Here is a 23,753-nt window from a genome sequence, read left to right as displayed (position 1 = left end):
CCTCCTGATCAATCTAAATGGAATACCAGCTGGAGGTCTTTGCTCACCGGACTGTTGTCAGGATTTGTCTCCATGATATCCGCCATAAAATCCCACCACTTCCGGTTGATCTGCGTGTCTGCTCCCTGGTTCCATTTCTCTTCATCTTCGATTTCTATGTATCCGTACAAAACATTGGTTTCCGGGTCCAGATAGATAGAATAATTGCTTCCGCCATACTCATGGATCATAGCTTTCATCTCCGGCCACAGCTGATTGTGCCTCTTTTCATATTCCTCCGCCTGCCCTTCATAGAGCTTCATTTTGAATCCTTTGTATCGTTTCATTCTTTACCTCCTGCTGTTCTTTGACTTCCGTTAATCCATACTTCAGATAGGTGGCAATGCCTCCCAGCACAAAGTAACAGACCGTGATCGGAAAAGAGATTGTTTTCCATGTTTCTACACCGATGCCTCCTGCAAATACCAAAACTGTCACAACTGCCAGAGCGGCTAGAACTGCATAGGACAGGAGCGCTGCCGCTTTCTGGACTTCAGGTTTCTTCGGCACATATTCGATGATATTTTCATCTTCCTCTTCCATTAATTCCTCAAGTGCCGCCCGCACCTTCTGGTCTTCTTCCTTCTGGGCCGTATAGTCCTCCCTGGCTCCCATGGAACAGGCCAGAATGATATAACTTACCATGGCAAGAAGATACGTGGGCAGGAATAAAAGATAAGAGTGGATCACTCCGGTCAAGGTCATCACCACCACAAATGCCAGTGAGATCAGCCATGCAAAGAGACCTGCATAATTAATCTTCCATCCTTTAAATGTAGCCCAGTATCTGGTGCCGCCCAGTTTCGGAAGGATCCAGTGTTCCGTAAAAATCACTGCCCCGATGGCCGGAATCACAAGCACAATGATGTTGACAATCGCCATAATGTTCATGGTAATCGGGAAGCATGCCGCAAAGGTCATAACTGCGCCGATCACATAGGTGAGCTTTTTCAGTGGTATCTTGTTAAATATAGTTTCAAATGCGAGACTTGCACGATAAATATTCGGATTGGCAGTGGTCCACCCTGCCACAATGACTGCCAGCAGGCCGGTTGCCCCCAAAACGGCTCCTGTGATGGCTCCTGAATCCAGGATAAGCAGAGATTTGTTCAATATGACAGAAGCTGTTGCTCCCATGATTCCCGCACTTCCCCATGCAAAAAAATGTCCTATAAACATTCCGTAAGAGGTAATAAATCCGTATTTTGAAGTCTTTGCGTAGCGGAACAATGCCATATCGTTCAGTCCGCCATGGTAAGCCAGATTGCACATCCAGGCAAATCCAATGACATGGATGATACCCAGCTTCTGTCCTCCCGGAATGACTGCCCCGTTCCACACACTGGTGTTTAGAAGATTCATAAAGTCGGTAAAGCTCTGTACTGGCGCCCCGTTGGTCACCTTGATCAGTTCAGGGACAACCACGAAGATTCCTGCGGCAAAAATAATGATCATCCACGGCACACAGACCGATGAGAATTTGGCCACCGCCTCAAATCCGTTTGCCGCCACTAAAGTTACAATGATGCCCAGCACAATGACCACCAGAATAAATTTGATATCCGTCGGATACCACTGGGTCTGCAGCCTGATCCCAAAGATCTCTCTCACTGCAGAGGCCGATACGGTCAGCATGGATGCCGCCATGGCGATGGATGCCAGCCCCCAGACAAAGTTGTAAACCTTCTGCATGTAAGGTCCCATGACCTTTTTTAAGTAAGAATATAGGGTAACTCTTGTGTCAGTCCCAATCGGTGCACAGATCAGTGCGTATGTCAGCGTTGCCAGAATGTTGCCGATAAACAGTCCGATAAAAATGTCTGTGGCCTTGACACCCCAGGTCACCAGTGTAGCGCCGATGACAAACTCTGTAGCCGCGATGTGTTCTCCGCCATAAATCCCAAAGAAATTCCCAAGTCCGGAAATGTTCTTTTTGGAAATGGGCCGGTCTTCCGGCGGGACAGCCGATGCCTTCCTTCGATACTCTGCGTTCATATGTTTCTCCTCCTTTTGATTTCGTTCTTTTCTTCGATACATTAAGTATAAGAAAAACCACGCCCAAAAGTTAGGACGTGGTTTGACGAAAAAGGTGTCTTTATTTGACTGTACAAGAGGAACTTTCCTATGGAACAAAAAAATATCCCGAATACGTTTGTTTGTATTCGGGATATTCCAATGATCTTTTTCTTACAACCACTCATAATTCGACCAAAGACTTAAAATTTTTATCGTCTGTTCCTCTTCATGAACTTGATATACAAGACGATATTTTATATTAATGCGCCGGGAAATCAAGCCATCAAAATTCCCCATGAGTTTTTCATACGGAGGCGGATTCTCAAATGGATCCGAAGAAATTTTTGTATTTTACCACTCTTCATCCTCCTTATATTCTTCACAATCTTCAAGAGAAGTCTGCATTCCAGCTTGTAGGTGTTCTCTCATCCCTGGAATCCTATTTAAATACAGGGTTTCCTCAATCGCTTTTCGATCCTGCTCTTCAATTAAAACTGCATTTTGCCCTTTGCTATTTACAATACTCATCATCATCCCCCATTCCCTCTTTCTTCTACTTAAATACATTATAGCGTACGTCAAACATAAACTACTTTACTTTTAAATCCGTATTTGATCTCCGTTTTGGTGAGTCAGGCGGTATTCTCTGGGGGACATATGATATTTTTCTTTAAACTTCCTGTAAAAATAGCTGCTGTTCTCATAACCTACAGCCGCCACGATATCTGCGATGGACAGATTCGTCTCGGACAGTAGTGTCATGGCTTTCTGGAACTTCTTTCTCTGCACCAGTTCCTGGAACGTGTGTCCGAAATTCTGTTTGATCATCCGGCTCAGCACAGACAGGGACTGGTTCAAATCCTCTGAAAGCTTAGAAAGATTCGCCTCCTTGTAATGCTGGTCTATGTAACTCAGTGTTGTCTGGAGTACGATCTCCTTGTAATTTTGGGGAGATGTATAGTCCAGCTTGTCTATATGGTTCAGGATGTGAAGGAACACAAGCCCCATGGACAGCTGGTTGATCTTTTCTTCATTTTTGCCCAGGTTTTTTAAGGAATAGACGATGTTCTCCATAAGATTCTCAATCTCTAAGATACCGGAAAGCTTAAACAGCAGATATTTTTCAGAAAAGGAATTTTGTCTGAGCGTATCCACAAGAAAATCAGCTAACACATTATTTCCCTGGAGCATCTGCAGCGGAATATCAAAGAACTCCGGCAGAGCGATAAAGTTGATCCCCAGATCCTCTCTGGATGCGCAACAGATGCTGTGGCGGACATGCTGGTTCAGAATGAGGAAATCTCCCTCCTCCATGACCACTTCCTTACCGCCGATAAAATGAGTGATCCTTCCCTGACACACATACATCATCTCTATATAATTATGATTGTGCTCCGGAAAATCAGTGAATCTTGTGTGTGTCCTCACCTGGATCAGGCGCCCGTTCTTCAAAAGCTTTTCGGCCTCTACCTCAAATGTCTTTTTCGTAGTATATAAGGTTCTGCTTACATCTCGCCCATCCAGAATCCTCTGTTCTTCTTCTGTTATGACTTCCAATTGGCTGATCAGGCATTTCCTCACCAAAACACCCCTTTCTCGCTTGGCCGACGCTTTTTTTATTTCAGACGGTACATATGATTCAAAGGACCACTGCCTCTTCCAAGGTCCAGTCCATCAAGCAACGCGCCGGTGATATATTCTTTCGCATTCTGAATGCTTGTCTCCATATCGCATCCCATGGCAAGGTTGCACGCAATGGCAGAGGATAAAGTACAGCCTGTCCCGTGGGTATTTTGATTGTCCACTCTTGTACCCCGGAACGTCTTTACCCTTCCATGACAAAACAGATAATCGTTGGCATCCTCCACCGAATGCCCTCCCTTCATCAGGATCGCTCCGTCAAAGTATTCCCCGATCTTTGCAGCTGCCTCCTGCATATCCTCTTTTGTCTGGATGCGCACTCCGGAAAGCACCTCCGCCTCCGGCACATTTGGCGTGATGATATCCGCCAGAGGGAACAAAGTTTCTTTCAATGTGCCGATGGCATCTTCACTGAGCAGCCGACTTCCGCTGGTAGACACCATAACCGGATCCAGTACAATGTTCTTTGCTCCATATTCCTTCAGCTTTTCGGCAGCTGCCTGGATCAGTTCCTTTTTCGATAACATTCCGATCTTAACTGCATCCGGGAAAATATCTGTAAATATACAGTCCATCTGCTGCTCCAGAAACTCTTTTGAAACATTATAAATTCCTGCAACTTTAGTAGTGTTTTGCGCGGTCAGCGCCGCTATGGCTGACATTCCATAAACTCCATGGGCCGCCATAGTCTTTAGATCAGCCTGAATCCCTGCCCCGCCGCTGCAGTCAGATCCCGCAATGGTTAATACTGTCTTCATCGTACCCTCATCTCCTCTGCTTTCTTTCGCAATTCTTCCGTCTCTTTTTTAATGTTCTCGGCGCCGAAAATGGCGGAGACAACTGCGATCCCGTCCACATGGCTGCCCTTTAGCTCCATTAAATTATCTTTTTTGATCCCTCCGATAGCTACGACCGGTATATCTACTGCATCACATACCTTTTTTATCTCCTCGAATTTTACCACCTTGGCATCGGTCTTTGTAGGCGTGGCTTTCACGGCTCCAAGCCCCAGATAATCTGCCCCGTCGGCCTGCGCCTTTAATGCCTCTTTTACATTGTGGACCGATACTCCTATGATCTTATCCGGCCCCAGAAGCTTCCTGGCATTCCGGCACGCCATATCCTCCTGCCCTACATGGACTCCGTCGGCTCCGCATTTAAGTGCGATCTCTACTTCATCATTGATGACAAACGGCACTCCGTACTGCCTGGACAGCTCCGCCATCTCCCCGGCTTCTTTTAAGAACGCATCATAATCCAGCTCTTTCTCCCTGAGCTGGAGAAATGTAACACCTCCGTCCAGCGCATCTTTTACCTGTTCCATCAATGTCTGCTTGCCCACCCATGCCGAATCTGTCACCGCATAGAGGGCCATTGCCTCAGATTCTACTCTCAACGTCCGCACCCCTTTCCAGTTCATCCGCCGTCAGGCTGCTCATGACATCGATCAAATGCATCCTCAGGGAAGAAGTGCCTTCGCATTTTGCTCTGGCCTTCTCTCCGCAGTATCCCATGGCACACACAGCCGCAGCCGTGGCCTCCAAAACCTTGTCCTGATTGGACCCCACAAATCCTGCGATGACTCCGTCAAGCATGCATCCGGTTCCGGTGATCTTTGCCATCATCGGATCACCATTTCTTAAAATAAAAGCTTTATGCTCATCTGCTGCTATATCTGTGGCTCCTGTGATCACAACAACTGCACCGGTCTGTGCAGACAAACGCTTTGCCATGTCCGCTGCTTCCCAAAGGTTTTCTTCCGTCACGGCATCTGCTTCGCTGGCGTCCACACCAGGCGTTGCCCCGCTGCCTTCAAATACCGTCTTGATCTCAGAAATATTTCCCCGGATCACGCTGAACCGGACCTCTTTTAAAAGTCTCTTTACCGTCTCCGTTCTCATAGAGGATGCGCCTGCTCCCACCGGATCAAGGATAACCGGATGTCCCAGTTCATTGGCCCTCTTTCCGGCCAGCACCATTGCCTCAACGGTCCTCGCATTCAGCGTCCCGATATTGATCACAAGTGAGGTACAGATACTCGTGATCTCCTCCACCTCGCTCTTGTCATCCGCCATGATCGGCGAACCGCCGGACGCCAGCACCATGTTGGCCACATCATTGACCGTCACATAGTTGGTTATACAGTGAACAAGAGACGGTTGCTTTTGTACATTATGTAATATGTCTTCAAACATAAAAATTCCTCCTGATAATGATTTCTGAAATAAAGCAGACAAAATCCCTGTATCTCTGATTATACCTTACCGCGCTACGCGCGTCCACCCGCAGGGAATGAAATACGGTGTGCCCTTTGGATATACTATAATTCAGAAACACAGGGATCATTTTTTCGGTTTTGCTATCGGATTTTTACTTTGATTTTCGCATAGGACCGGGAACCGTCTTTGGCTCTGGCATAGATTGTGACTGTCTTTCCTCTGCCTGCCTTCTTCACCTTTACCACGCCCTTTTTGGATACCGTGGCGTACTTGCTCTTACTCGTCTTCCATGTAACCGACTTCTTTTTGCCCACAGTCTTTACTTTTGCTTTGAGGCGGTATTTCCCTCCAGCTTTAAGAGTCAGCTTCTTCTTATTCAGTTTTACAACAGTCTTCTTAAATACTGCGGATACTGTTACATTTCCCGTGATGCAGAAGGAATAACTGCTTCCTTTCACCTTTTTACCTGCCGCTTTCATAGTAGAAGGCTTATAGCAGTAATATTTTGCGGCTTTCGGCTTTACCATCACCTTCTGCCCCGGCAGGTATTCTCCCTTTCCAGAGATGGTTCCATGCTTTGTTTTCGCTTTCACCGTCACAAGCCCGGATGTTACAGGATAAGAATATACCGTACAGCTGTCGTCATAATCGTCGTCTTCATCGCTCTGTGCTTTAGCCTGAACCGGCGTCTTCATGCTGTTTAAATTTTTATAATCGAAATCTTCCTGTTCCGTCACAGGCATGAAAAGAAACCGTGAGCCGACAGTTGTCCCTATGATATCTTCTTTAAAGAATGCCTGATAATCCATGGCTTCAAAACGGTCTTTGGAAACAGAATACCGGAACACATTTCCGCAGCCGTCTGTACTAAGGCCCACATAGGCAAGACCATCTCTGCATACACCCACACTCGCCGTATATATCTCTTCGCTTTTATTTTTCGGTATCAGAGAAGCTGATTTTTTCACCCACTTCCTGCTCTTGTCACTATAAACCAAATTCTTGGGGATCTCCCCTTTCTTCCCGCTGCTGCCCAGGGTGAGGATCAGCTGGTTTCCTGACTGGACAGCAACACTCTGATACCGCCCTTCCGGAAGTCCGGGGGCTTTGGACCACTGTTTTTTCTCCTTGTCGTAGCCAAAGACGCTCTTTTCCATAGCTCCGGTCTTTTTATTCCGGCCTCCGATCACATAAATCTTCCCATTATAGGCTGCCAGAGCTGACCCCTCCAGTTTGGCCCCGCCTGTTTTCGACACATAGGAGTCAACTCTCGACCATGATTTCGTCTGAAATGAGTAACTCACAAGAGACCTCTTTGTCTCATATCCCAAGTCCGCCTCGGCTATCGCATAGACAGCCCTGTCACAGTAGACCGGTGCTGAATCCAGACTGAGATCTGCCCGGTCCAGTTCTCCCTTTTTTATGCCTGCAAATGCTTTTTCCCGTGCCATAGAGGCTACTCTGGAAAACTCCTGTTCCTCCTCATCCATCACATAAAGATTCAGCTCTTTGTCCAGATAATACAGCTTCCTGCCATCGGAGACTGCATCCCCTCCATTTGTAATATCCTCGGTTGAAAAGACTTTTTTCGGCCCGTTCTTACCTTTTATAAAGTAGAATGATCCGGTGACAGATTTTCCGCTGCCGGTAAGAATCTCGACTTTGCCGACCCGGTTTACTAACTGTCTGTTTTCCAGAACAATCTTTGTATCACTCCAGGATGCTGTCTTTTCTGTCTTTCCGTTGATCTTTACGGTACCGCCTGCTCCGAATCCTTTCCCTGAGAGAACAACTCTGCCCCCGGAAACTGCTGCCCCGGTGAGGATTGCATTCTGATCAGACAGCTTCCTGCCATCCAGAACTCCCCTGGTGATCACAGGCAGATCCTTGACTGTTCTTGTCATTCCAAGGACTGTTTCCCTGTTGGAAAGTGCATCCTTCTTGCCATAGTACCAGGAAGTGTTCGCCACAGCACCGCTCACCAGAGGCGCAGCCATGGATGTTCCGCTGGAAAAATCATATTTTCCGAAATTCCGGCTTAATACACCTGCCTTGCTGACTGCAGTGTCATCCAGAAGGATCGTGAAATCCTGCTTCTCTAACACGACCAGGGTAATACCAACCGCACGCTTTTCATTCTTTGTCGTGCTGCGGGTTGGATAGGAGAGATGTCCCCATGTGTCCGACTCGCCGTTGGCTGCCATCATAGGGATCGTTCCCGTCGTCATGCTTATGACGACATCTTCCGGCGTCAGCGGATCTTCAATCTGACCTTCTTCATCGAGCTTATAGTCCTTTGCGATGACCAGCCCGGCCCCGCCTTCCACTGCCAGACTGCTGGAGGCCTTCAGCATCGTGCTCAGATAAGAGTCTGTAGCGCCCTTGGCACTGTCATAAGGAAGATATACTGTATAAATATCTCCGGGCACTGCATCCTTCACTGAGATCTTCGCTGACTTTCCGGCGGATTCTTTTCCAAAATAATCACTGTCCGCAGATACCGTCACCGTACCTTTTCCGATGCTGCCTGCTCCCTCTGTCCTTATCTCTGAGACATCACCGTCATTAAAGTTTTTATAAAACTGGCAGTTGGAGTTTCTCTCGCCGTCACTGTAAATCGAAGGATTAAAACAGTCTTCATTGACTGTGGACAAAATCTGATTCCCCGGTGCCGCCATATGTACAGACTCTTTCCCATAGTTTGAATAGGAAGCCAGTCCGTCTTTATCATTGGATGCCGCAACCGATATCACGTAATCGCTGTCGATGCCTGACGGAATAGATGCGGTCCCTTCATTGTCCTTACTGTCGTTTCCGGCGGCACAGACTGTCACCGCCCCTTTCTTTCCCACCAGCTCGATCAGATATTTCATCAATTCCTGTTCTTCAGCCTCATCTATTCCCCAGGAATTGTTTATGGCCGCCACATTGACACCTTCCATCTGCTGCTTATAAATGTAATAGTAGGCATCAATCACGTCAGATATTTCACCGTCTCCGTCTTCATCCAACACCTTCAGTGCCATCAGCTTAATATCACTGCTCTGGCTGATGCCCGCAATACCCTTGCCGTTGCCTGCCTGAGCAGCAATGATGCCGGCACAGTGGGTCCCATGTCCGTAATCGTCGGAAGGGTCTGCATCATGGTTGGCAAAATCATAGCCATGTCTGCCGGCGATCACATCTGACCTGTTTGTCCACAGCCTGTCCCTGAGATCCTCATGTTCGAGGTCGATCCCTGTGTCAACCACCGCCACAACCGTTTCTTTGCCTTTGGACCCGGATGTCTTGTCATAAAACTGGTCATAGCCGACATCCTTCCCGGCACTGCCGCCATTCTGACCGCTGTTTTTATTTGCCCACTGAAAATCAAAACAGGGATCGCTGCCTCCCAAAAGCCTGATCTTATAATTGGGCTGTGCCGCAATCACCTGCGGCTCCTTCTTCAGCTGGCTGACCAGATCATCTGTGCTCTTTCCAGAAGTCACTCTGGCAATAGAAACTGCAGAGTCCCGGGAAGCGCTCCTTGTCTTCCCTTTTACATCCGCCGAAAAATTCCAGGCCTGCTTTACCTTGATTCCGGAGGAAAAAGGAACGGATCTGCTCCTCTGCCCTGATACTGTGGTCCGGTACATGACCAGTGCTTCTCCCTCCGCATATCCTGCTTCCTGTCTGCCGGAAAGCAACTTTTTCATCTCTGTCACCTGGTCTTTTCCGGAAGCCGCACTAACCGCGGCGGGAGCCGATGTTCCCAAAAGAACCGCCGACATCAGCCATGCTGCCCATCTTTTAAAATACCTCATACGCTCTCCTTCCCCCTGCTTATATCTTATTGTTAGAGTATAACACACCTTCTCATTACGTTTGTTACAATTTACTTACAATTCTTTAACCCCCGTTTTCTCCCAGAAAAAAGTAACAGGCAAATAAAAAGATTTTCTTTTTCCGGCACACATTGGAAGAGACCGAATAATATAAACTGTAAATAAAATCAAGGAGGAAACAACATGAGTGATTTAGCTGCAACAGGTTGCGGAACATCATGCAATTCAGGATTCGGAGGAAACAACTGTCTTCTTCTTATTCTCTTATTATGCTGCTGCGGAGGCGACTGCGGATTCGGAAGAGGAGACGGATGCGAATGTGGATGTGATTCTATCATTTGGATCATCATCTTACTGTGCTGCTGCGGAGGCGGATTCGGCGGCGGCAGTGGCTGCGGATGCGGATGCTAATCTGATATGTCCTGATAAACCATGGGCAGCGGGTAATCAACCTGCTGCCCTTTTTGTGTGCCGCGGAGCGTTTTTATTTCATAGGGAAGGTCGTAGAACTTTCCTGTGAAATGAAAAAAGTGTCCGGAAGTGATCCCCCGGACACTGAAATATCTATTATTTAAAGCAGCATAAAAGGGCAACGATCAAAATCAGTATGCTGCCGCCTTCCATACTCTGCTTTTTCATGATTCCATTTCCCTGTCTTGAAAATCCCATTTTTCCTTTTCTTCTGAGACATTCCTCATCCAGTTCGTAAACGGTATTTTCTTCTTCTACAAAAATTTCACTCATAATTTTCTTCACCTCCTAATAATATAGGATATGAGAATAAAACCTAAGGTTGTGACAAAATGGATCAAAAACAAACCCACTGGGAGCACTTTTTCCGTGACGACTCGTCCAATATGCTGGAAGACGCGCTCCCTTATCTCCCTCCCAATCTGAAAAAATCTGCAGCTCTTTACATCAAACTCCATGAACTCCAAAACATCATGGAAGACTTTGACGATGAGGATACTCTCTCCGCATGCGGGCTGGACCAGAACAATGCCTCTCTGGAAATGATGCTTACCGCGATGAGAATGCGGGCGCCTAAGGAAACCTCAAAACAAATCGATCAGATACTCCAGATGATGAAAATGGCAAAAATGTACCAGTCCTATCAGGATTTTCTTCAGGCAAATCCGAATGCCAATGCTTCACCCGGCAATTCTTCAGCCGATTCTGACATGATGGCAAAACTAATGCCGCTGTTTATGTCCCAGTCTCAGCCTGAGAAGCAGGAAGCAGCAAACGCACCCAACAGTGACCTGTTAAATCAAATCAATCAAATTCTGAAAAAGTGAGGTATCCCGCATGGATGAACAATGGAAAATGAATCGCGCGGTTCAGAGCATCGACTCAAAGAAAATAGAAATTATGGAACTTCTCGTGAACCAATGCCGGGGCAAAAACCTGGAAGACATCCTGCCGGATCTTATGGCAGCCTCCAGCCGCCTGGCAGAACAGGGCATCGCATTTACCAACGAAGAAACGGGCATCATCATCGACGCTCTCTCGGAAACTATGACCGGTCAGGAAAAACAGAGACTTGAAATGCTGAGAAATATGATACTTTAAAAAAATTTCCGGATACTTTTAAAAAGTATTCCGGAAATTTTTTTATATTTATTCTTCGTATCTTATCCGTTCAACCAGAGAGTCCTTCTGCAACTTCCTGCTCATAAATGCGGACAGAATGATCTGCAGCATCAGAAGGATGCCTGACATCGCAAGTATCTCAGCCATGGGAAAATGATAGTCATTAAGACCGATCATTCCGGTATTCTTACATTTCAGGAACAGAATATATCCGGCGGCATTTCCAAAGGTCAGTGATATCAGCAGCGTACCCACCGTAAAGATCAGCCCTTCCATCTGGAGCATTCTGGCCAGCTGTACATTGGTCATCCCCAGTGCCTGAAGGATTCCAAGTTCTTTTTTCCGCGTAACAATGCTTGTAATCAATGTATTCGCCATATTCATAAATCCAATGATCCCAATGACAAACAGTAGGGCGTATAAAGAGTCCCTGAGAAACCCAATGCTAAGATCCGCAGTACGGTATGCATCATCGTAAGAGAGCAAGTCATAAAACTCGCTGCCTCCTGTAAGTTTCCTCAGCTGTTTTTCCACTGCCAGCTTTTTTTCCGGACGGCAGGAAACATAAATTTCGCTGGTCAGATCCCCTTTCACATGGAACTTCTTGAATGTCTCCTCTGTCATAGCCCAACTGGCATCTAAATGCGAATTTGAAGAACCGGCAATTTTTAACGTAAGAGGTACTTTCCTCTTTCCATCCAGCAGATCCATAGATATCTTTTCCCCGATGCGATACCCATTTTCATCGAGAAAGTAATCCCAAAGATAGACGGTTCCATTTTCTTTTACCATCTGCTCATAGTCCGCACTTCCGCGCTCTAATTCGCTTTTTACAAATGCATCAAAATCCTCTTTGGATAAAATCTGAATGACCGAAGTTCCTTCTTCTCCATTTACCCGGACTTTTACTGCGGCCCATTTACCAGTCTCTACCTTTGTAACACCATTGATATTTTTGATCTTATCTACTACCGAAGCATTCATGAGCCCCTGTTCCTGAACCCGGTTCAGATTTCTCTCCGGATAGGTCTTATCATCCAGCTTCGTATCCAGTGTCAGATAGAAATCTCCTTTTTTCACATCTTTTTCAGCCTCATAGGCCGGGTCCATATTGCCGCACAGATTGGCGATGGTCACGAACATTACACAGCTTAACCCCATAGTAAAGATCGTCATCAATGTCCGTTTCCGGTTGCTCGACAAATTTGCCCTGGTAAGACCGATCAAATTTACCTGCCTGTATCCTTTCCGCTTCTGTTTCTTTTTCCCGGTGTTCTCCTGATACCGTACCGCTTCCACCGGAGACACTTTGGCTGCAATCTGCATCGGATGCTTCATGGAAAGACAGACGGTAATCAGCGAAAGTATCCCTGCTCCGGCCAAAACAGGTATGCTAAACAGCTGAGTATCTGCGATCACTTCGTTGATGGCTTCGTTTACACTGCTAAACCCGGCGATCTTTGCGAAAAACAGCTCTGTTCCAAAATAACCTGCAATCAGTCCAACAGGAATGCTGATGCCGGACAATATCATGCCTTCCCGGAAGATCATCTGCTTCATCTGCTTCTTTGTCATTCCGATGGCCCGCAGTTTCCCGTATTCCTGTACCTTCTGTATCATACCGACATAAAAAATATTATAGATGACAACGATGCTGAATAAGATGACAACCGCCGCGATAAATACTCCTGCAGCCACGGTTTCTACCCCTGGGTCCGTATCCCACATAATAAATATCGTATTCAGGGAAACATTTTTTTCAGGGATGGAAAGTTTCTCTGCAAGGTGATTGATACTCTCCTTCAGTCCGTTTTCTGTGACTTTATCTGCCTTATTCATCTTCACACAGACCGTATAGGATCTTTGGTCCACAGGGACAGCCTTTTCAAAAAATTCTTTTGATACTACGGCCCCGTATGCCTGTTTCAGGTCATTCATTTCACTGTCAGGTAGAAATCCGGTAATTGTAAATTTTTTTCTCAGTACGTCTCCTTCCCCATTGATCCGGTAAGGAACCGTGACCGTGTCTCCAATCTTAGGTTTCTTTTTCATGAGGTTCTCAAAAAATGATTTCTGGGCCATGATCTCGTTTTCCCCAGTGGGAATTCTGCTCTGGCTGGTCATCTTTAAGTTCGACATTGCACGGGCATTCTGGTCATAGTAGGAAAGCACGCCGCTGGCTTTCCCCAACTCTACCGTGGCTACAGAGGACATGGAGCCTGTCTTTTCAATTTCGCCTCTGACGGAAATCTCCTGCTTTTTTTCTTCACTGATCCCGGTAAATGCGGCATGAAAATCTCCATAGAGTATCGAGCTGTTTTGGCTGTTCGCTTTCAGTAATCCATTACAGCTTAAACCGATGATCGTTAAGAGAGCCGTCGTCAGCATGATGGAAATCCCAATGAGGATACTTCTGCTTCTGGTCTGCATCAGATTCTTTTTCGATAACTGTGTTACTGCCTTCATTTAATCCACCACCTTGCCGTCTTCGATCAGGATAATTCGGTCAGCCATCTGTGCAATCTCCTCATCATGGGTGATCATGACTAAAGTCTGTCCGTATTTCTTAGCTGTCATTTTCAGCAGGGAAATCACTTCATCTCCGGTCTTGGTATCCAGATTTCCGGTCGGCTCATCTGCCAGAATAATATCAGGCTTTGACGCAATAGCTCTGGCGATGGCAACCCGCTGCTGCTGGCCGCCGGAAAGCGTGTTGGGAAGATTGTGCTTCTTCTCCTCGATACCCAGTGTACACAAAAGCTCATTGATGAATACCTTATTCACGCTTCTTCCATCCAGTCCGATGGGAAGAACGATGTTCTCCCAGACGTTTAAAGAAGAAATTAAGTTGAAGGACTGAAAAATAAATCCGATCTTTCTGCGCCGGAAAACAGCAATCTCTTCCTCCTTCATGGAACTGATGTCTTTATCTCCAATCAGGATCTTTCCTTCCGTAGGGCAGTCCAGCCCTCCCAGCATATGAAGAAGAGTACTTTTTCCGGAACCGCTCTTTCCCACAATCGCAGCAAATTCACCCTGGTAGATTTGAAGGGATGTGTGGTCGATGGCCCGCACCTCGTTTTCTCCGCTGCCGTAATATTTACATAAATCCTTTGTCTCTAAAATGACTGTATTCTGCATTTTTTCATACCTCCTGTTCTTACTGTCTATAATAAAGGCCCCCTCTTACATTCAGCTTTCAATCCAAAAGAAAAAGCCTTACAGATTTGTAAGACTTCTTTTATTTATAATTGATCTTATGCTGCTGTTGCATAATCCATAATAAATATTTTGCTGGCCACCTTTTCTAGCGTTCAAGAGCATGAGCACTAATCATTCCTCTTAGTATTAACACCCTCCTTGATATTAACACTGTACATCTTTTTCATATGCTTTACAATGTTTAGTTGAAATTTTTTTCTTAATCAGAAAATCAAATGTCCCCATACGTTATCGTAAAGTTGCTCTTTGGTAAATACCTGTCCCTTGTAAGAATAGAGAAAATAGAGTAGGTCAAATTCTTTAGCAGTTATATATACTGACTTTCCTTTTTCACTAATAAAAGTTCTAGTAAAAGGGTCTATATAAAATCTATTTATTTGCTTTTTAATAAGGACAGGAGTTGTTCCTCATCATTATTAAATGTAATTATTAGTATTTTCCCATGATACCACTTCCTCTTAAAAATAGGCCGATAACCCATAGACTATATTCTTGGATTATCGGTTCTGCATCTTTGTGTCTGGCTCTGTAACAGTTATTTGTTGTTTTTTTACATTAATTATACTTATATCTATTCTATTCCTCACGACTGCAAAATACTTCAATAGCCATATGAAAGAAATTTGCCAGATCGCCCTGTCCAAAGCGGTTAATAAAATTCGTAAATCTTTCGTCTGTTATGTAGAGATTACCTAAGCACGATAATATTTGTTTATTGCACTCATAGAAATGTTCTGTAATATACTCCTGCCATTTGTGAACTATCTTTTGAACCTCTGGGCAATCAACGGGTTTATCTTCATACATGGCTAATCTTTCAAATATATCTTGAGCCACTAAATAAAATGATTCCATTTTTTCATTTTGTAGCATTTTTGCTTTTCTTGAGAATGTAGCTTCATATTCTTTGAAAATTTCTGTATTTCCCCAACGTTCCAATACTTCATCTCTGAACTGTTCTTGCATTGCTATAATCTTTGAGTTTGAAAATTCAGTAAAAGAAATATCATTGGCACCGTTTATTTCTTTTTTAACAAGTGCAATCAAAGTGTCTATTCGTTCCTTTTGTGCTTCTAAAATTTTCAAATGTTTTTCTAATGCTTCGGATCGGATATAATTAGGAGAGGAAATCAGTTCTTTTATTTCTTTTAAGGCAAAACCCACCTCTCTAAAAAATAAGATTTCTTGAAGTTTGTATAAATCATCCTCTGTATATAACCGATACTTTGCTTCTGTTACGATAGATGGTTTTAGCAGACCAATTTTATCATAATAGCAAAGAGTTCGGGCTGTAATTCCAGTTAAACAGACAACTTCATGAACGGTCTTTGGTTTATTGTTCATTCCAAAAATCCTCCGTAGCTTCTAAAATTTCATTTGCGGATAATAAAGTAGCTTCTACAATATTTTTGCCTGTTTTATTTAGGTAGTGTTTAACTAAGTGGTAACCGCAAGCATAGCCAGCACAATAAGGCAAACCAACCTGTGGATAATTCTGAAGTTTAGCCATTTCATCACCATATAAATAGGCATTAAGATTTTCAAGACCTTGAACATTCAAACCCTCATAAATTATGGGTTTAATGTACTCATTCAAAGTTTGTATGTCCGTTTTTGTTACCCAAGGTCCTGCCTTTTCTTCCCCATACAAATAAGTGGCGAAATTTTCTGCCAGTCCCTCACTTACCATCATCTCTCCAAGTGTAATATCATTTTTCCATTTAATAAATTGAAAACGGATATTATGATTAGTTTCATGTGCCAAGGCTACAGGAAGATGTTCCAGAGTGTATTTGTTAGGAACTAGCCATGAAAAAATATATCCTGGAATCCCACCGTCGCCACAATATCCCTCGTTGAGCATAATATATGGACTTTCTGCATTGGCAAGCAAAATAGTGAACAGATAATCGTTGACAGGCAATGTTACTCCTTGTGCAACAAAACAATTCAATGATTTTCGGATTGACTCCTCACATACTTTCCACAATTTATTGTCTGAAATAAGTTCAATATTTTGCTCCTGGGTTTCATCGACTTTGGTTGGTGAAATGTGACCAAGCATACCACTTGCCATAATAACATCATAACCATTGGGCGTTGTTGCTTTCATTGGAACACTATAACAGGCCCATTTCTTTTCAAAAGGCATCATCAATTCGTAGCGATAAATATCGTTTTTTTTGTCCATTGGTGCTTCCATAATTTTTTTGTAGACACTATCTGAACGTATAGCAGTTACATTCATAATTGCACCCCTTTCTTTTTTTACATAATACACTATGACGTAACGTCAAAGTCAATGGAAAATAATTTTTTCTATTGTTTAATTACAGTCACTGCTTTTAAATTCATTGCATTACAATCTTCCAGTTTCTACCTGTCTTAGCAAGCACATTTTCAGATACATAGAATGGACACCATTTTAGAAGAAGTTCTTAGAGTAGATAGCAGTTATCAAAAAGTAAACGAACAAACACATCGTAAAGTCAAAATGATTGAATAAGCTGAATTTGAACCCTAAGAGCCTGCAATATATCATGGGTCATTCAAATATCAATATCACGCTGAACCTGTACGCTCATGCGTCTATTGACGGTGTGAAATCAGAATTGTTACGTTTGATAGCGTAAAGAATTTACCACTTTTCAAAGCCAAAACATGAGGATATATAAGAAGAAATGTGAAGTATCCACCGATAGAAATAATGCCCGAATAGCCGATAAAATAAGGCTATACGGACATTTAAGAAGATTTAAAAAGATATTCAGAAATTTATTTTAAGTTATAATAAACTTAAATGTATCTTAAAGATACTTCCCTGTTTCCCCGCAGAAACAGAAATAGACCCTCCCTGAGCCTCCAGGATACTTCTGGTAAGATAAAGGCCGACTCCGGAGCCGTCCTCTTTTTTTACCTGCGGTGCTGTTCCCCGGTAGAACCGCTGAAAGATTTTGGAATAGTCTCTGCTGTCAATTCCGATCCCCTGATCCTCAATTTCAATCCTCAAAAAACTGGTCCGTCTCATCATACGGATCTGGATGCAGGTATCCCTTCCGCTGTATTTCACTGCATTTTCCAAAATATTTGCAATCGCTTCCCTGGTCCAGTGAGGATCATGGGGGATTGCCATATCGGCGATCCCGTCGCTGTTTTTCACCACTTCCATCTCGATATTCTTCTCCTGAGCCTTCCCATAAACACTGCTGACTGCCTGGGCGACGGTATCCATGATTGGTGCATGGATCTTTTTGACTGAAATCATGCCTGTTTCCATCCTGGAAATATTGATCAGAGCTTTTGTGAGGCTGTCCAGCCGCCGTGTCTGTCCCACTGCCTGACCGAGAAACTCTTTTTGTTCTTCCTTTGACAGTTCTTCTTCCTCTAAAAGTTCCAGACACATTTTTAAAGATGTCACAGGCGTTTTCAGCTGATGGGATATATCAGTGACCAAGGACTTTGTAGTTTCTTTTTCATCCTGTATTCTCTTCTCCTGCACTTCCAAACGTTTTCCAAGAGAATTTAGTCTGCTGAAAAGCTGACTTTTCATACCTTCTTCCTCTTTATAAGGAACCTGATAATTTCCTGTATAAAATTGTTCAATGACACTGCCGAATTGTTCAAACTCCTGTTCTCTCCGCCTGCTGGTCTCTCTCGTCCAGATATATGCAGCTGCTGTAATCAGAAGGTAAGCGCCTAAAAGGGCTCCTCCGGTATGGACAATATACTGCACCATCCGGCTTTGATACCTTGCTTTCGTCTCTTCTTCAAAACCTGCCCTGACAAAAAACTGTTTTCCCTTTTTCTCCAGAGCTTTTTCGTCATCTTCCTGAAATATATGATACAGTATCTCTTCCTTAGTCTTTCCCTCTTCCAGCATTCCTGCCGTTTCCTGCAGCTGCTTTTCTTCCCGGATCAGCCTTCTATCTTCTGAAAATAATGCGTATCCAAATATACATAATAAAATAGCTGCCGTACAAACGGAAAACTTGACCCAGCCGATCTTTTCCCTCTTTCCAATCAATTTCCGGTACACTCCTTATCCCACAAATATCCGATCCCCCGTATATTTTTAATATACTCCGGGTCAGACGGATCGGGCTCAATCTTTTCCCTGAGTCTTCTGATGTTGACTGCCACCGTGTTTTCATCAGCAAACTCGCCATCCATGTCAAACATCTGCTCTAAAAGCTGACCTTTAGAAAACACCTGCCTTGGATGGGAGATAAACAAAAGCAGCAGTTTCCATTCATTTTTGGTAAGACTTCTCTCTTCTCCCGATACCATGACCTTCATCTCTGTCTTATGGACACATACTTTTCCGGATTCTATCTTTTCCTCTTTTACGTCCATCCGGGCAAATACTGCGTGAACCTTGGATATGAGAACGGCAAGACTGAATGGTTTTACCACATAGTCATCCGCTCCGGCCTCGTACCCCATGACAATATCTATTTCTTGATCCATGGCTGTCAAAAACATGAAACGCACATTACTTCTTTGACGGATGTCCCGGCAAAAATCCAGTCCGCTGCCATCCTCAAGTGTTATATCGCAGATGACCAAATCAAACGTATTCTTATTCCACAGTCTCATGCCCTCCCGGATATCCGGACAGGCAGAGATTTGGTATCCTTCCTTTTCCAGTTTAAAACAAATTCCGCGTCTCAAGCTCTCATCGTCTTCCAGCAGCAGGATTCTACCTTTCATCATATCCTCAGTCCTCCGTCTATGTATTCCTGTCAGTCTAATTCATACTGCATAAAATTTTTATTTTTCCGGAATCCTCCATCTGTTCTTTTTTGCCCTTTGCTTATCGCTCCCATATATAAAAAATGTAATTACATTTATAAAAACAAGATAGACTATGAATAACTTCATGAAAACTCCTTTCCCTCTTCCAATTAAAAAGGTAAAAATCTTATTTCATTTCATTATAACATAGTCCGATTTTCTGTGTTAAAACTTTCTTTTTTTGTCTTTTCACAGCATTGTCCTGACAACCATTCCTCATATGCTTCCACGCCGGCTTTTAACTGTTTCAGTCTATCTTCAAGCCGTCTTCTCGGACAGGCCAGATTCATACGCAGAAAACTGCGATGAATCTTCGATCACACTCATACAGTCAACCCAAAAAAAGGTAGCTTTTGTATGGACAGCAGCTTAATTATAATGTTCTGTCCATTTTGGCTTTTTATCCGGAGATGCTTTTCTTTAAGGTTTTTCTCTGACGTATGTCCCGGCCGCAGCCCGCTAAAGATAAAACAAAGACTCCCACAAGCAAGAGTGTAAAACCTTTTTCAATCGTATCTCTCCTTTCTTTTTTAAACCCCAGCTTTCATTTTTACCTTTCGGAGGGCTGCTCGTTTTTGGAACCGTTGATTTGACAAAATACAATGCCCTCAAGCTCCAGACCCTGTCCCAACAGGAACACCGGGGCGGCAGCTTAACGCAGTGGTTTCAATGCCAGGTGACGGATTTAAATATCACTACTGCCTACAATCTCATCTATAATGCATCTTTGCTTGTGGATGAAGGATTAGGATACGCCGTCGGTCTTGACAAAATCATCAACACCTCCCACAGCAGCCTTTGTTTCCGCTCCCCTCTGGCACCAAAGCTGGAAGAAGAAATGAGCATCCTTTGGAAGAAACATCAGATCTTCTCCAGACCAGCCGAAAAATTTTTAACCTACTGAAAGAACATTTAAACGGTATCTGAATCACATACTTTTTCTTAATATAGTAACGATATCATCATGTGTCAGAACCTTATATCCTCCTTCCATGACAAAGGTTCCGTCTGCAATCCCAGAAAGCATTTCTTCTGTCACACCGAGTTCCCGGATGTTCATGACAAGACCCAGCTCTTTCATGTAGGATTCCATGCAGAAAAGGCCTTCTTCTGCAATCTGTTCATCCGTCTTGCCGTCCGGATTTACATCCCATACATTTACGGCATAACGTTTGAACTTTTGAAGGCCGTAAGGCATAAGAAAACGGTAGTATGGCAAAGATACGGCTGATAATGTCATTCCATGGGTCGCATTCGTATATGCGCCGATGGACTGTCCGATCATGTGCACTTCCCAGTCGGTCGTTTTCCCTTTTGCAACAAAAGTATTTAAGGCCCATGTGGCAATCCACATAATATTGCTTCTGGCCTCATAGTCGGCAGGATTTTTTATGGCAATCCGTGAGCTGTGGATCAGAGATTTTAAAAGCCCTTCCATGATATAATCAGAGGTACTGTCATCCTCCCCTGAGAAATACTGCTCTAAAATATGAGACATGATGTCAAAGAATCCTGCTGTCATCTGATACTTCGGCAAAGTGAATGTAAATGTGGGATTTAGAATCGAAAACTTTGGAAATACATTTTCTCCGAAAACATGGCCGATCTTTAACTTCGTCTCATGATTGGTGATGACAGACCCGCCGTTCATCTCTGAACCTGTTCCGACCATCGTCAGGACGCAGCCCACCGGAATGATCTCATTGTCCACGTCCTCCATACGCAGATAGTATTTATCCCATGGATCTTCTTCACAATGAACTGAGATAGACACTGCCTTGGCATAATCACAGACAGACCCGCCGCCTACGGCCAGGATGAAGTCCACTTTATGTTCTCTGGCAATCTCTACGCCCTCATAAAGCTTTTCTACCGTAGGATTGGGCATAACACCTCCATCCTCAAATACATTTTTCCCGTTTGCCTTAAGAATCTCCATCACCTTATCATAGATCCCGTTTTTCTTGATGGAACCGCCCCCATAGGCAAGCTGTACATTTTTGCCGTACTTCGGAAGTTCTTCATTTAAATAATTTAAGGAATCCTCTCCAAAATACAATTTCGTTGGATTTGAATAACTGAAATTTCCTAACATTTTCTTCCTCCTTCTTCTGTCTCTCACAGTCCTGCCGGCTGTACAAGCTTTTGTGCAAAGTCCTTCATTGCCTCAGATATTTTCAGCATCTGCGGACAGACTGCTTCACAGCTTTTACATCCGATACATGCATCCGGACGTTTATCTTCCGGCATGGCACCTACAGCCATCTGTGTGATGATCGTCATATTGAAACGGCTCTCATTGTATAAAGACATCAGCGTTGGAATATCCAATTTTTTCGGACAGTGTGATGTACAGTAGCGGCAGGCAGTGCATGGAAGAATATCCAGCATGCTGTCGGTAACTTCCATCAAAACCTTTATTTCTTCCTCTGTCAGCGGCTTTTCCTGTGCAAATGTAGCCGCATTTTCCATCAACTGTTCCATATCGGACATGCCGGAAAGGATCATGGTCACTCCCGGGATTGACTGTAAAAACCGGAATCCCCAGGCCGGAATTTTCTCATCCGGACGGCAGGCCTTCAGCTTCTCGCTGTTTTCATCAGAGAGTGACGCCAGCTTTCCTCCTCTTAACGGCTCCATAACCCAGATCGGCATCTTGTATTCATTGAGCAGTTCCACCTTAGCTTTTGCATCCTGGAGTTTCCAGTCCAGATAATTCAGCTGGATCTGGCAGAATTCCAAATCATCGCCGTATGTATCCAGGAATCGTTTTAATGTGTCATATCGTCCATGACAGGAAAATCCCAGATGTCTGATTCTTCCGGCTTCTTTCTGCTTTCTCAGGTATTCCATAATGCCGTATTTTTCATCCATATAGGGATCTATATTTTTTTCATATACGTTATGAAACAGGTAAAAATCAAAATAATCTGTTCCGCATTTTTTCAGCTGTTCTTCAAAAATGCTCTCCACCTTATCCATGTTTGACAAATCATACCCTGGAAACTTGTCGGCTAAATAATAGCTCTCCCGTGGGTACCTGCCTAATACTTTACCCATGACAATCTCTGACTGTCCGTCGTGATAGCCATACGCGGTATCAAAATAATTGATCCCATGGTCCAGCGCATAATCTACCATCTTTACAGTCTGCTCTTCATCAATCTGTCCATCCGAACCACCCTTCATAATCGGAAGACGCATTGCTCCCAGTCCCAGGGCAGAAAGCTTCTTGTCTTTAAAATCTTTATAAATCATACGAATCCTCCTTGAATATTTCACATCGAGTTAATTATTTATGTATCCCATATATAAAGAATACTCCTTGTAGTTAACTCCAAGTCAAGAAAAATTTTGTGAAAAGATGAATACAAGAAAAAGACAGCGGCTGTTTTTTACGGCAGCCGCCCTTGCTTCATTGGAACGGCGAATGTTCTTCTTCGTTTTCTCTGCGCTGTCCCCATATACTTCCATAACGCGGCGCATACGGTAATCAGAAGGGGCATAAATAAAGATACGAATGCCATTCTTATAATTACGCAATACATAGTCGGCAGCTCTGCCTAAAATGACGCAGCTTCCGTTATCCGCAATCGGTGCTGCTTCAAATATGAGGGTAGAAACTGCCCCGTAACCGTAGCAAGAGCAGCGCCTTTCATACCCCAGTGCAGGCCAAAAATAAATACAGGATCTAAAATGATGTTTATAATTGCGCCAAGCAGCATAGAAGCCATAGACTAAGAAGGGCTTCCGTCTGCACGAATGACGGCATTCATCATATGATAATACTTGCTGTAAATATTATCCGTTTCCATAAAGGCAAGCAGGCGTTCTTCCTGCTCTGGTGTGAGGATAACTTTCGGCTCTGTATCATTTTCCAGAGCGTTCATAAGATACTGTCTTCCTTTTTCTGTACCTCGCTTGATATTCTTGAGTTTTCATTACCATCCCATGCAACGGAAATGGTTCGATAGGCAGGGCATTTATCTACGTTCTTTGCCATGTCGTTATTCCTCCTGCAATAGTTCTTTCATCAACTGTAATGCTGACTGTCTGCGCTTATAGATTCCGTTTCTTGTCACGTTCATCAATTCAGCAATATCAGTATCTGAAAGTTCTTCAAAGCAGGATAGAAGAAGGACATTTCGTTTTATTTCTGGTAATTTCTCCAATGCTATAGAAAGCTCGCTTTTCTGTACTAAGACTTCAATACCACAGACAACAAAACATATTTTCTCTATCAGGTTAATGTATCTTTTTTGTCGTTCTTTGGTTCTCTCATAATAATCTCCATTCCGCCGCCAAGTCGGCGGCACAAATAGTAATGAAAGTCTTTCACTTTTCCACATTGCTGATAAAATAGTTTTTAAAGAAGCTATACTACAAAGCACGGTGAGGTAAGTCG

General features: G+C 43.9%; 27 protein-coding genes and 2 pseudogenes. 5 read left to right on the top strand and 24 right to left on the bottom strand.

Annotation, left to right across the window (positions count from 1 at the left end; all coding sequences use genetic code 11):
- Positions 1-8: 8 nt before the first annotated feature.
- From rhaM to CI597_RS09805, 9 genes are all read right to left on the bottom strand, one after another.
- Positions 9-326 (bottom strand): L-rhamnose mutarotase, encoded by a 318-nt coding sequence (gene rhaM, locus CI597_RS09845; protein ID WP_024727182.1) that lies wholly within the window; start codon positions 324-326, stop codon positions 9-11.
- Positions 289-2,034, bottom strand: coding sequence for a purine-cytosine permease family protein (locus tag CI597_RS09840; RefSeq protein WP_024727181.1), 1,746 nt, complete (start codon positions 2,032-2,034; stop codon positions 289-291). The genes rhaM and CI597_RS09840 overlap by 38 nt, the downstream gene beginning before the upstream one ends.
- A gap of 192 nt (positions 2,035-2,226) precedes the next feature.
- Positions 2,227-2,397: a Txe/YoeB family addiction module toxin gene (locus CI597_RS19465; protein ID WP_369882343.1), complete on the bottom strand. Its 171-nt coding sequence runs from the start codon at positions 2,395-2,397 to the stop codon at positions 2,227-2,229.
- Between the two features lie 9 nt (positions 2,398-2,406).
- Positions 2,407-2,589, bottom strand: a complete 183-nt coding sequence (locus tag CI597_RS09830; protein WP_024727180.1) for a type II toxin-antitoxin system Phd/YefM family antitoxin — start codon at positions 2,587-2,589, stop codon at positions 2,407-2,409.
- 66 nt (positions 2,590-2,655) lie between these two features.
- Entirely contained in the window at positions 2,656-3,636 is a 981-nt protein-coding gene (locus tag CI597_RS09825) for an AraC family transcriptional regulator (protein WP_024727179.1), read from the bottom strand.
- Positions 3,637-3,671: 35 nt separating this feature from the next.
- The gene (gene thiD, locus CI597_RS09820) at positions 3,672-4,454 is read right to left on the bottom strand and encodes a bifunctional hydroxymethylpyrimidine kinase/phosphomethylpyrimidine kinase (protein WP_024727178.1); all 783 of its coding nucleotides are present in this window, start codon (positions 4,452-4,454) and stop codon (positions 3,672-3,674) included.
- Positions 4,451-5,071 (bottom strand): thiamine phosphate synthase, encoded by a 621-nt coding sequence (gene thiE / locus CI597_RS09815; protein WP_186992438.1) that lies wholly within the window; start codon positions 5,069-5,071, stop codon positions 4,451-4,453. Before thiE ends, thiD begins: the two co-directional genes overlap by 4 nt.
- Positions 5,072-5,075: 4 nt before the next feature.
- Complete coding sequence (gene thiM, locus CI597_RS09810) at positions 5,076-5,891, bottom strand: hydroxyethylthiazole kinase (RefSeq protein ID WP_024727176.1); 816 nt, start codon at positions 5,889-5,891, stop codon at positions 5,076-5,078.
- 164 nt (positions 5,892-6,055) lie between these two features.
- Positions 6,056-9,718 carry a S8 family serine peptidase gene (locus tag CI597_RS09805; RefSeq protein WP_024727175.1) on the bottom strand — a complete coding sequence of 1,221 codons (3,663 nt, stop codon included), beginning with the start codon at positions 9,716-9,718 and terminating at the stop codon, positions 6,056-6,058.
- Positions 9,719-9,922: 204 nt separating this feature from the next.
- On the opposite strand from CI597_RS09805, the gene CI597_RS09800 reads away from it, so the two are divergent.
- Positions 9,923-10,150, top strand: a complete 228-nt coding sequence (locus tag CI597_RS09800) for a hypothetical protein (RefSeq protein ID WP_024727174.1) — start codon at positions 9,923-9,925, stop codon at positions 10,148-10,150.
- 156 nt (positions 10,151-10,306) lie between these two features.
- Here the strand turns inward: CI597_RS09800 and CI597_RS18150 are convergent, their stop codons facing one another.
- Positions 10,307-10,483 carry a hypothetical protein gene (locus CI597_RS18150; RefSeq protein WP_186992435.1) on the bottom strand — a complete coding sequence of 59 codons (177 nt, stop codon included), beginning with the start codon at positions 10,481-10,483 and terminating at the stop codon, positions 10,307-10,309.
- A gap of 59 nt (positions 10,484-10,542) precedes the next feature.
- Between CI597_RS18150 and CI597_RS09795 the strand changes: the two genes are divergently transcribed.
- Together CI597_RS09795 and CI597_RS09790 are read left to right on the top strand one after the other, a co-directional pair.
- On the top strand, positions 10,543-11,037 hold the full coding sequence (locus CI597_RS09795; protein ID WP_024727173.1) for a hypothetical protein: 495 nt from the start codon (positions 10,543-10,545) through the stop codon (positions 11,035-11,037).
- A 10-nt stretch (positions 11,038-11,047) separates the two neighbouring features.
- Complete coding sequence (locus CI597_RS09790; protein ID WP_034549159.1) at positions 11,048-11,311, top strand: hypothetical protein; 264 nt, start codon at positions 11,048-11,050, stop codon at positions 11,309-11,311.
- 48 nt (positions 11,312-11,359) lie between these two features.
- Here CI597_RS09790 and CI597_RS09785 read toward each other — a convergent pair whose 3' ends face one another.
- The 5 genes from CI597_RS09785 to CI597_RS09765 all read right to left on the bottom strand — a co-directional run bounded on the left by CI597_RS09785 (position 11,360) and on the right by CI597_RS09765 (position 16,802).
- Entirely contained in the window at positions 11,360-13,798 is a 2,439-nt protein-coding gene (locus tag CI597_RS09785) for an ABC transporter permease (protein ID WP_024727172.1), read from the bottom strand.
- On the bottom strand, positions 13,799-14,473 hold the full coding sequence (locus CI597_RS09780; RefSeq protein WP_024727171.1) for an ABC transporter ATP-binding protein: 675 nt from the start codon (positions 14,471-14,473) through the stop codon (positions 13,799-13,801). It abuts the gene before it with no gap.
- A gap of 284 nt (positions 14,474-14,757) precedes the next feature.
- The gene (locus tag CI597_RS18525; RefSeq protein WP_268876117.1) at positions 14,758-14,892 is read right to left on the bottom strand and encodes a winged helix-turn-helix domain-containing protein; all 135 of its coding nucleotides are present in this window, start codon (positions 14,890-14,892) and stop codon (positions 14,758-14,760) included.
- Positions 14,893-15,130: 238 nt separating this feature from the next.
- Positions 15,131-15,898, bottom strand: coding sequence for a MerR family transcriptional regulator (locus CI597_RS09770; protein ID WP_095142938.1), 768 nt, complete (start codon positions 15,896-15,898; stop codon positions 15,131-15,133).
- Positions 15,888-16,802: a DUF2268 domain-containing protein gene (locus tag CI597_RS09765; RefSeq protein ID WP_095142937.1), complete on the bottom strand. Its 915-nt coding sequence runs from the start codon at positions 16,800-16,802 to the stop codon at positions 15,888-15,890. The genes CI597_RS09770 and CI597_RS09765 overlap by 11 nt, the downstream gene beginning before the upstream one ends.
- A gap of 262 nt (positions 16,803-17,064) precedes the next feature.
- On the opposite strand from CI597_RS09765, the pseudogene CI597_RS19745 reads away from it, so the two are divergent.
- A pseudogene (locus CI597_RS19745) lies at positions 17,065-17,187 on the top strand (site-specific integrase); the annotation flags it as partial.
- 152 nt (positions 17,188-17,339) lie between these two features.
- Here CI597_RS19745 and CI597_RS09760 read toward each other — a convergent pair.
- Genes CI597_RS09760 through CI597_RS19460 form a run of 3 tightly spaced genes read right to left on the bottom strand, consistent with a single transcriptional unit; the run spans position 17,340 to position 19,435 of the window.
- Positions 17,340-18,578, bottom strand: a complete 1,239-nt coding sequence (locus CI597_RS09760; protein ID WP_235824595.1) for a sensor histidine kinase — start codon at positions 18,576-18,578, stop codon at positions 17,340-17,342.
- Entirely contained in the window at positions 18,575-19,267 is a 693-nt protein-coding gene (locus CI597_RS09755; protein ID WP_330607081.1) for a response regulator transcription factor, read from the bottom strand. The genes CI597_RS09760 and CI597_RS09755 overlap by 4 nt, the downstream gene beginning before the upstream one ends.
- 57 nt (positions 19,268-19,324) lie before the next feature.
- The gene (locus tag CI597_RS19460) at positions 19,325-19,435 is read right to left on the bottom strand and encodes a DUF1294 domain-containing protein (RefSeq protein ID WP_034549215.1); all 111 of its coding nucleotides are present in this window, start codon (positions 19,433-19,435) and stop codon (positions 19,325-19,327) included.
- Positions 19,436-19,937: 502 nt separating this feature from the next.
- On the opposite strand from CI597_RS19460, the gene CI597_RS09745 reads away from it, so the two are divergent.
- Entirely contained in the window at positions 19,938-20,252 is a 315-nt protein-coding gene (locus tag CI597_RS09745; protein WP_186992434.1) for a LysR family transcriptional regulator, read from the top strand.
- 24 nt (positions 20,253-20,276) lie between these two features.
- Here CI597_RS09745 and CI597_RS09740 read toward each other — a convergent pair whose 3' ends face one another.
- From CI597_RS09740 to CI597_RS09720, 6 genes and pseudogenes are all read right to left on the bottom strand, one after another.
- Positions 20,277-21,443 carry an iron-containing alcohol dehydrogenase gene (locus tag CI597_RS09740; RefSeq protein ID WP_095142936.1) on the bottom strand — a complete coding sequence of 389 codons (1,167 nt, stop codon included), beginning with the start codon at positions 21,441-21,443 and terminating at the stop codon, positions 20,277-20,279.
- 23 nt (positions 21,444-21,466) lie between these two features.
- Positions 21,467-22,606: an aldo/keto reductase gene (locus CI597_RS09735; RefSeq protein ID WP_095142935.1), complete on the bottom strand. Its 1,140-nt coding sequence runs from the start codon at positions 22,604-22,606 to the stop codon at positions 21,467-21,469.
- 84 nt (positions 22,607-22,690) lie between these two features.
- On the bottom strand, positions 22,691-22,942 hold the full coding sequence (locus tag CI597_RS19455) for an AAA family ATPase (protein WP_369882342.1): 252 nt from the start codon (positions 22,940-22,942) through the stop codon (positions 22,691-22,693).
- Positions 22,912-23,073, bottom strand: coding sequence for a polysaccharide biosynthesis C-terminal domain-containing protein (locus CI597_RS19000; protein WP_270430821.1), 162 nt, complete (start codon positions 23,071-23,073; stop codon positions 22,912-22,914). The genes CI597_RS19455 and CI597_RS19000 overlap by 31 nt, the downstream gene beginning before the upstream one ends.
- A 57-nt stretch (positions 23,074-23,130) precedes the next feature.
- Positions 23,131-23,241: pseudogene (locus CI597_RS17965) on the bottom strand (site-specific integrase); the annotation flags it as partial.
- 114 nt (positions 23,242-23,355) lie between these two features.
- Positions 23,356-23,753 (bottom strand): RNA polymerase sigma factor (locus tag CI597_RS09720; protein ID WP_328514489.1); only part of this gene is annotated, 398 nt, incomplete at its 5' end.

It is taken from the genome of Anaerostipes hominis (ex Lee et al. 2021) (assembly GCF_002270485.1).
Classification (GTDB): Bacteria; Bacillota; Clostridia; order Lachnospirales; family Lachnospiraceae; genus Anaerostipes; species Anaerostipes hominis.
The sequence above is the reverse complement of the archived record's forward strand: the minus strand, read 5'-3'. Positions and strand labels throughout refer to the sequence as shown.

Bases quoted from the DNA above. Each gene is read 5' to 3' on its own strand.
- CI597_RS09840 (WP_024727181.1), bottom strand. From the start codon at position 2,034: ATGAACGCAGAGTATCGAAGGAAGGCATCGGCTGTCCCGCCGGAAGAC.
- CI597_RS18150 (WP_186992435.1), bottom strand. From the start codon at position 10,483: ATGAGTGAAATTTTTGTAGAAGAAGAAAATACCGTTTACGAACTGGAT.
- CI597_RS09770 (WP_095142938.1), bottom strand. From the start codon at position 15,898: ATGAACAATAAACCAAAGACCGTTCATGAAGTTGTCTGTTTAACTGGA.
- CI597_RS19000 (WP_270430821.1), bottom strand. From the start codon at position 23,073: ATGCTGCTTGGCGCAATTATAAACATCATTTTAGATCCTGTATTTATT.
- CI597_RS09765 (WP_095142937.1), bottom strand. From the start codon at position 16,802: ATGAATGTAACTGCTATACGTTCAGATAGTGTCTACAAAAAAATTATG.
- rhaM (WP_024727182.1), bottom strand. From the start codon at position 326: ATGAAACGATACAAAGGATTCAAAATGAAGCTCTATGAAGGGCAGGCG.
- CI597_RS09800 (WP_024727174.1), top strand. From the start codon at position 9,923: ATGAGTGATTTAGCTGCAACAGGTTGCGGAACATCATGCAATTCAGGA.
- thiD (WP_024727178.1), bottom strand. From the start codon at position 4,454: ATGAAGACAGTATTAACCATTGCGGGATCTGACTGCAGCGGCGGGGCA.
- CI597_RS09780 (WP_024727171.1), bottom strand. From the start codon at position 14,473: ATGCAGAATACAGTCATTTTAGAGACAAAGGATTTATGTAAATATTAC.
- CI597_RS09830 (WP_024727180.1), bottom strand. From the start codon at position 2,589: ATGATGATGAGTATTGTAAATAGCAAAGGGCAAAATGCAGTTTTAATT.
- thiM (WP_024727176.1), bottom strand. From the start codon at position 5,891: ATGTTTGAAGACATATTACATAATGTACAAAAGCAACCGTCTCTTGTT.
- CI597_RS09740 (WP_095142936.1), bottom strand. From the start codon at position 21,443: ATGTTAGGAAATTTCAGTTATTCAAATCCAACGAAATTGTATTTTGGA.
- CI597_RS09755 (WP_330607081.1), bottom strand. From the start codon at position 19,267: ATGATGAAAGGTAGAATCCTGCTGCTGGAAGACGATGAGAGCTTGAGA.
- CI597_RS09795 (WP_024727173.1), top strand. From the start codon at position 10,543: ATGGATCAAAAACAAACCCACTGGGAGCACTTTTTCCGTGACGACTCG.
- CI597_RS09805 (WP_024727175.1), bottom strand. From the start codon at position 9,718: ATGAGGTATTTTAAAAGATGGGCAGCATGGCTGATGTCGGCGGTTCTT.
- CI597_RS09790 (WP_034549159.1), top strand. From the start codon at position 11,048: ATGGATGAACAATGGAAAATGAATCGCGCGGTTCAGAGCATCGACTCA.
- CI597_RS19460 (WP_034549215.1), bottom strand. From the start codon at position 19,435: ATGAAGTTATTCATAGTCTATCTTGTTTTTATAAATGTAATTACATTT.
- CI597_RS09735 (WP_095142935.1), bottom strand. From the start codon at position 22,606: ATGATTTATAAAGATTTTAAAGACAAGAAGCTTTCTGCCCTGGGACTG.
- CI597_RS09785 (WP_024727172.1), bottom strand. From the start codon at position 13,798: ATGAAGGCAGTAACACAGTTATCGAAAAAGAATCTGATGCAGACCAGA.
- thiE (WP_186992438.1), bottom strand. From the start codon at position 5,071: ATGGCCCTCTATGCGGTGACAGATTCGGCATGGGTGGGCAAGCAGACA.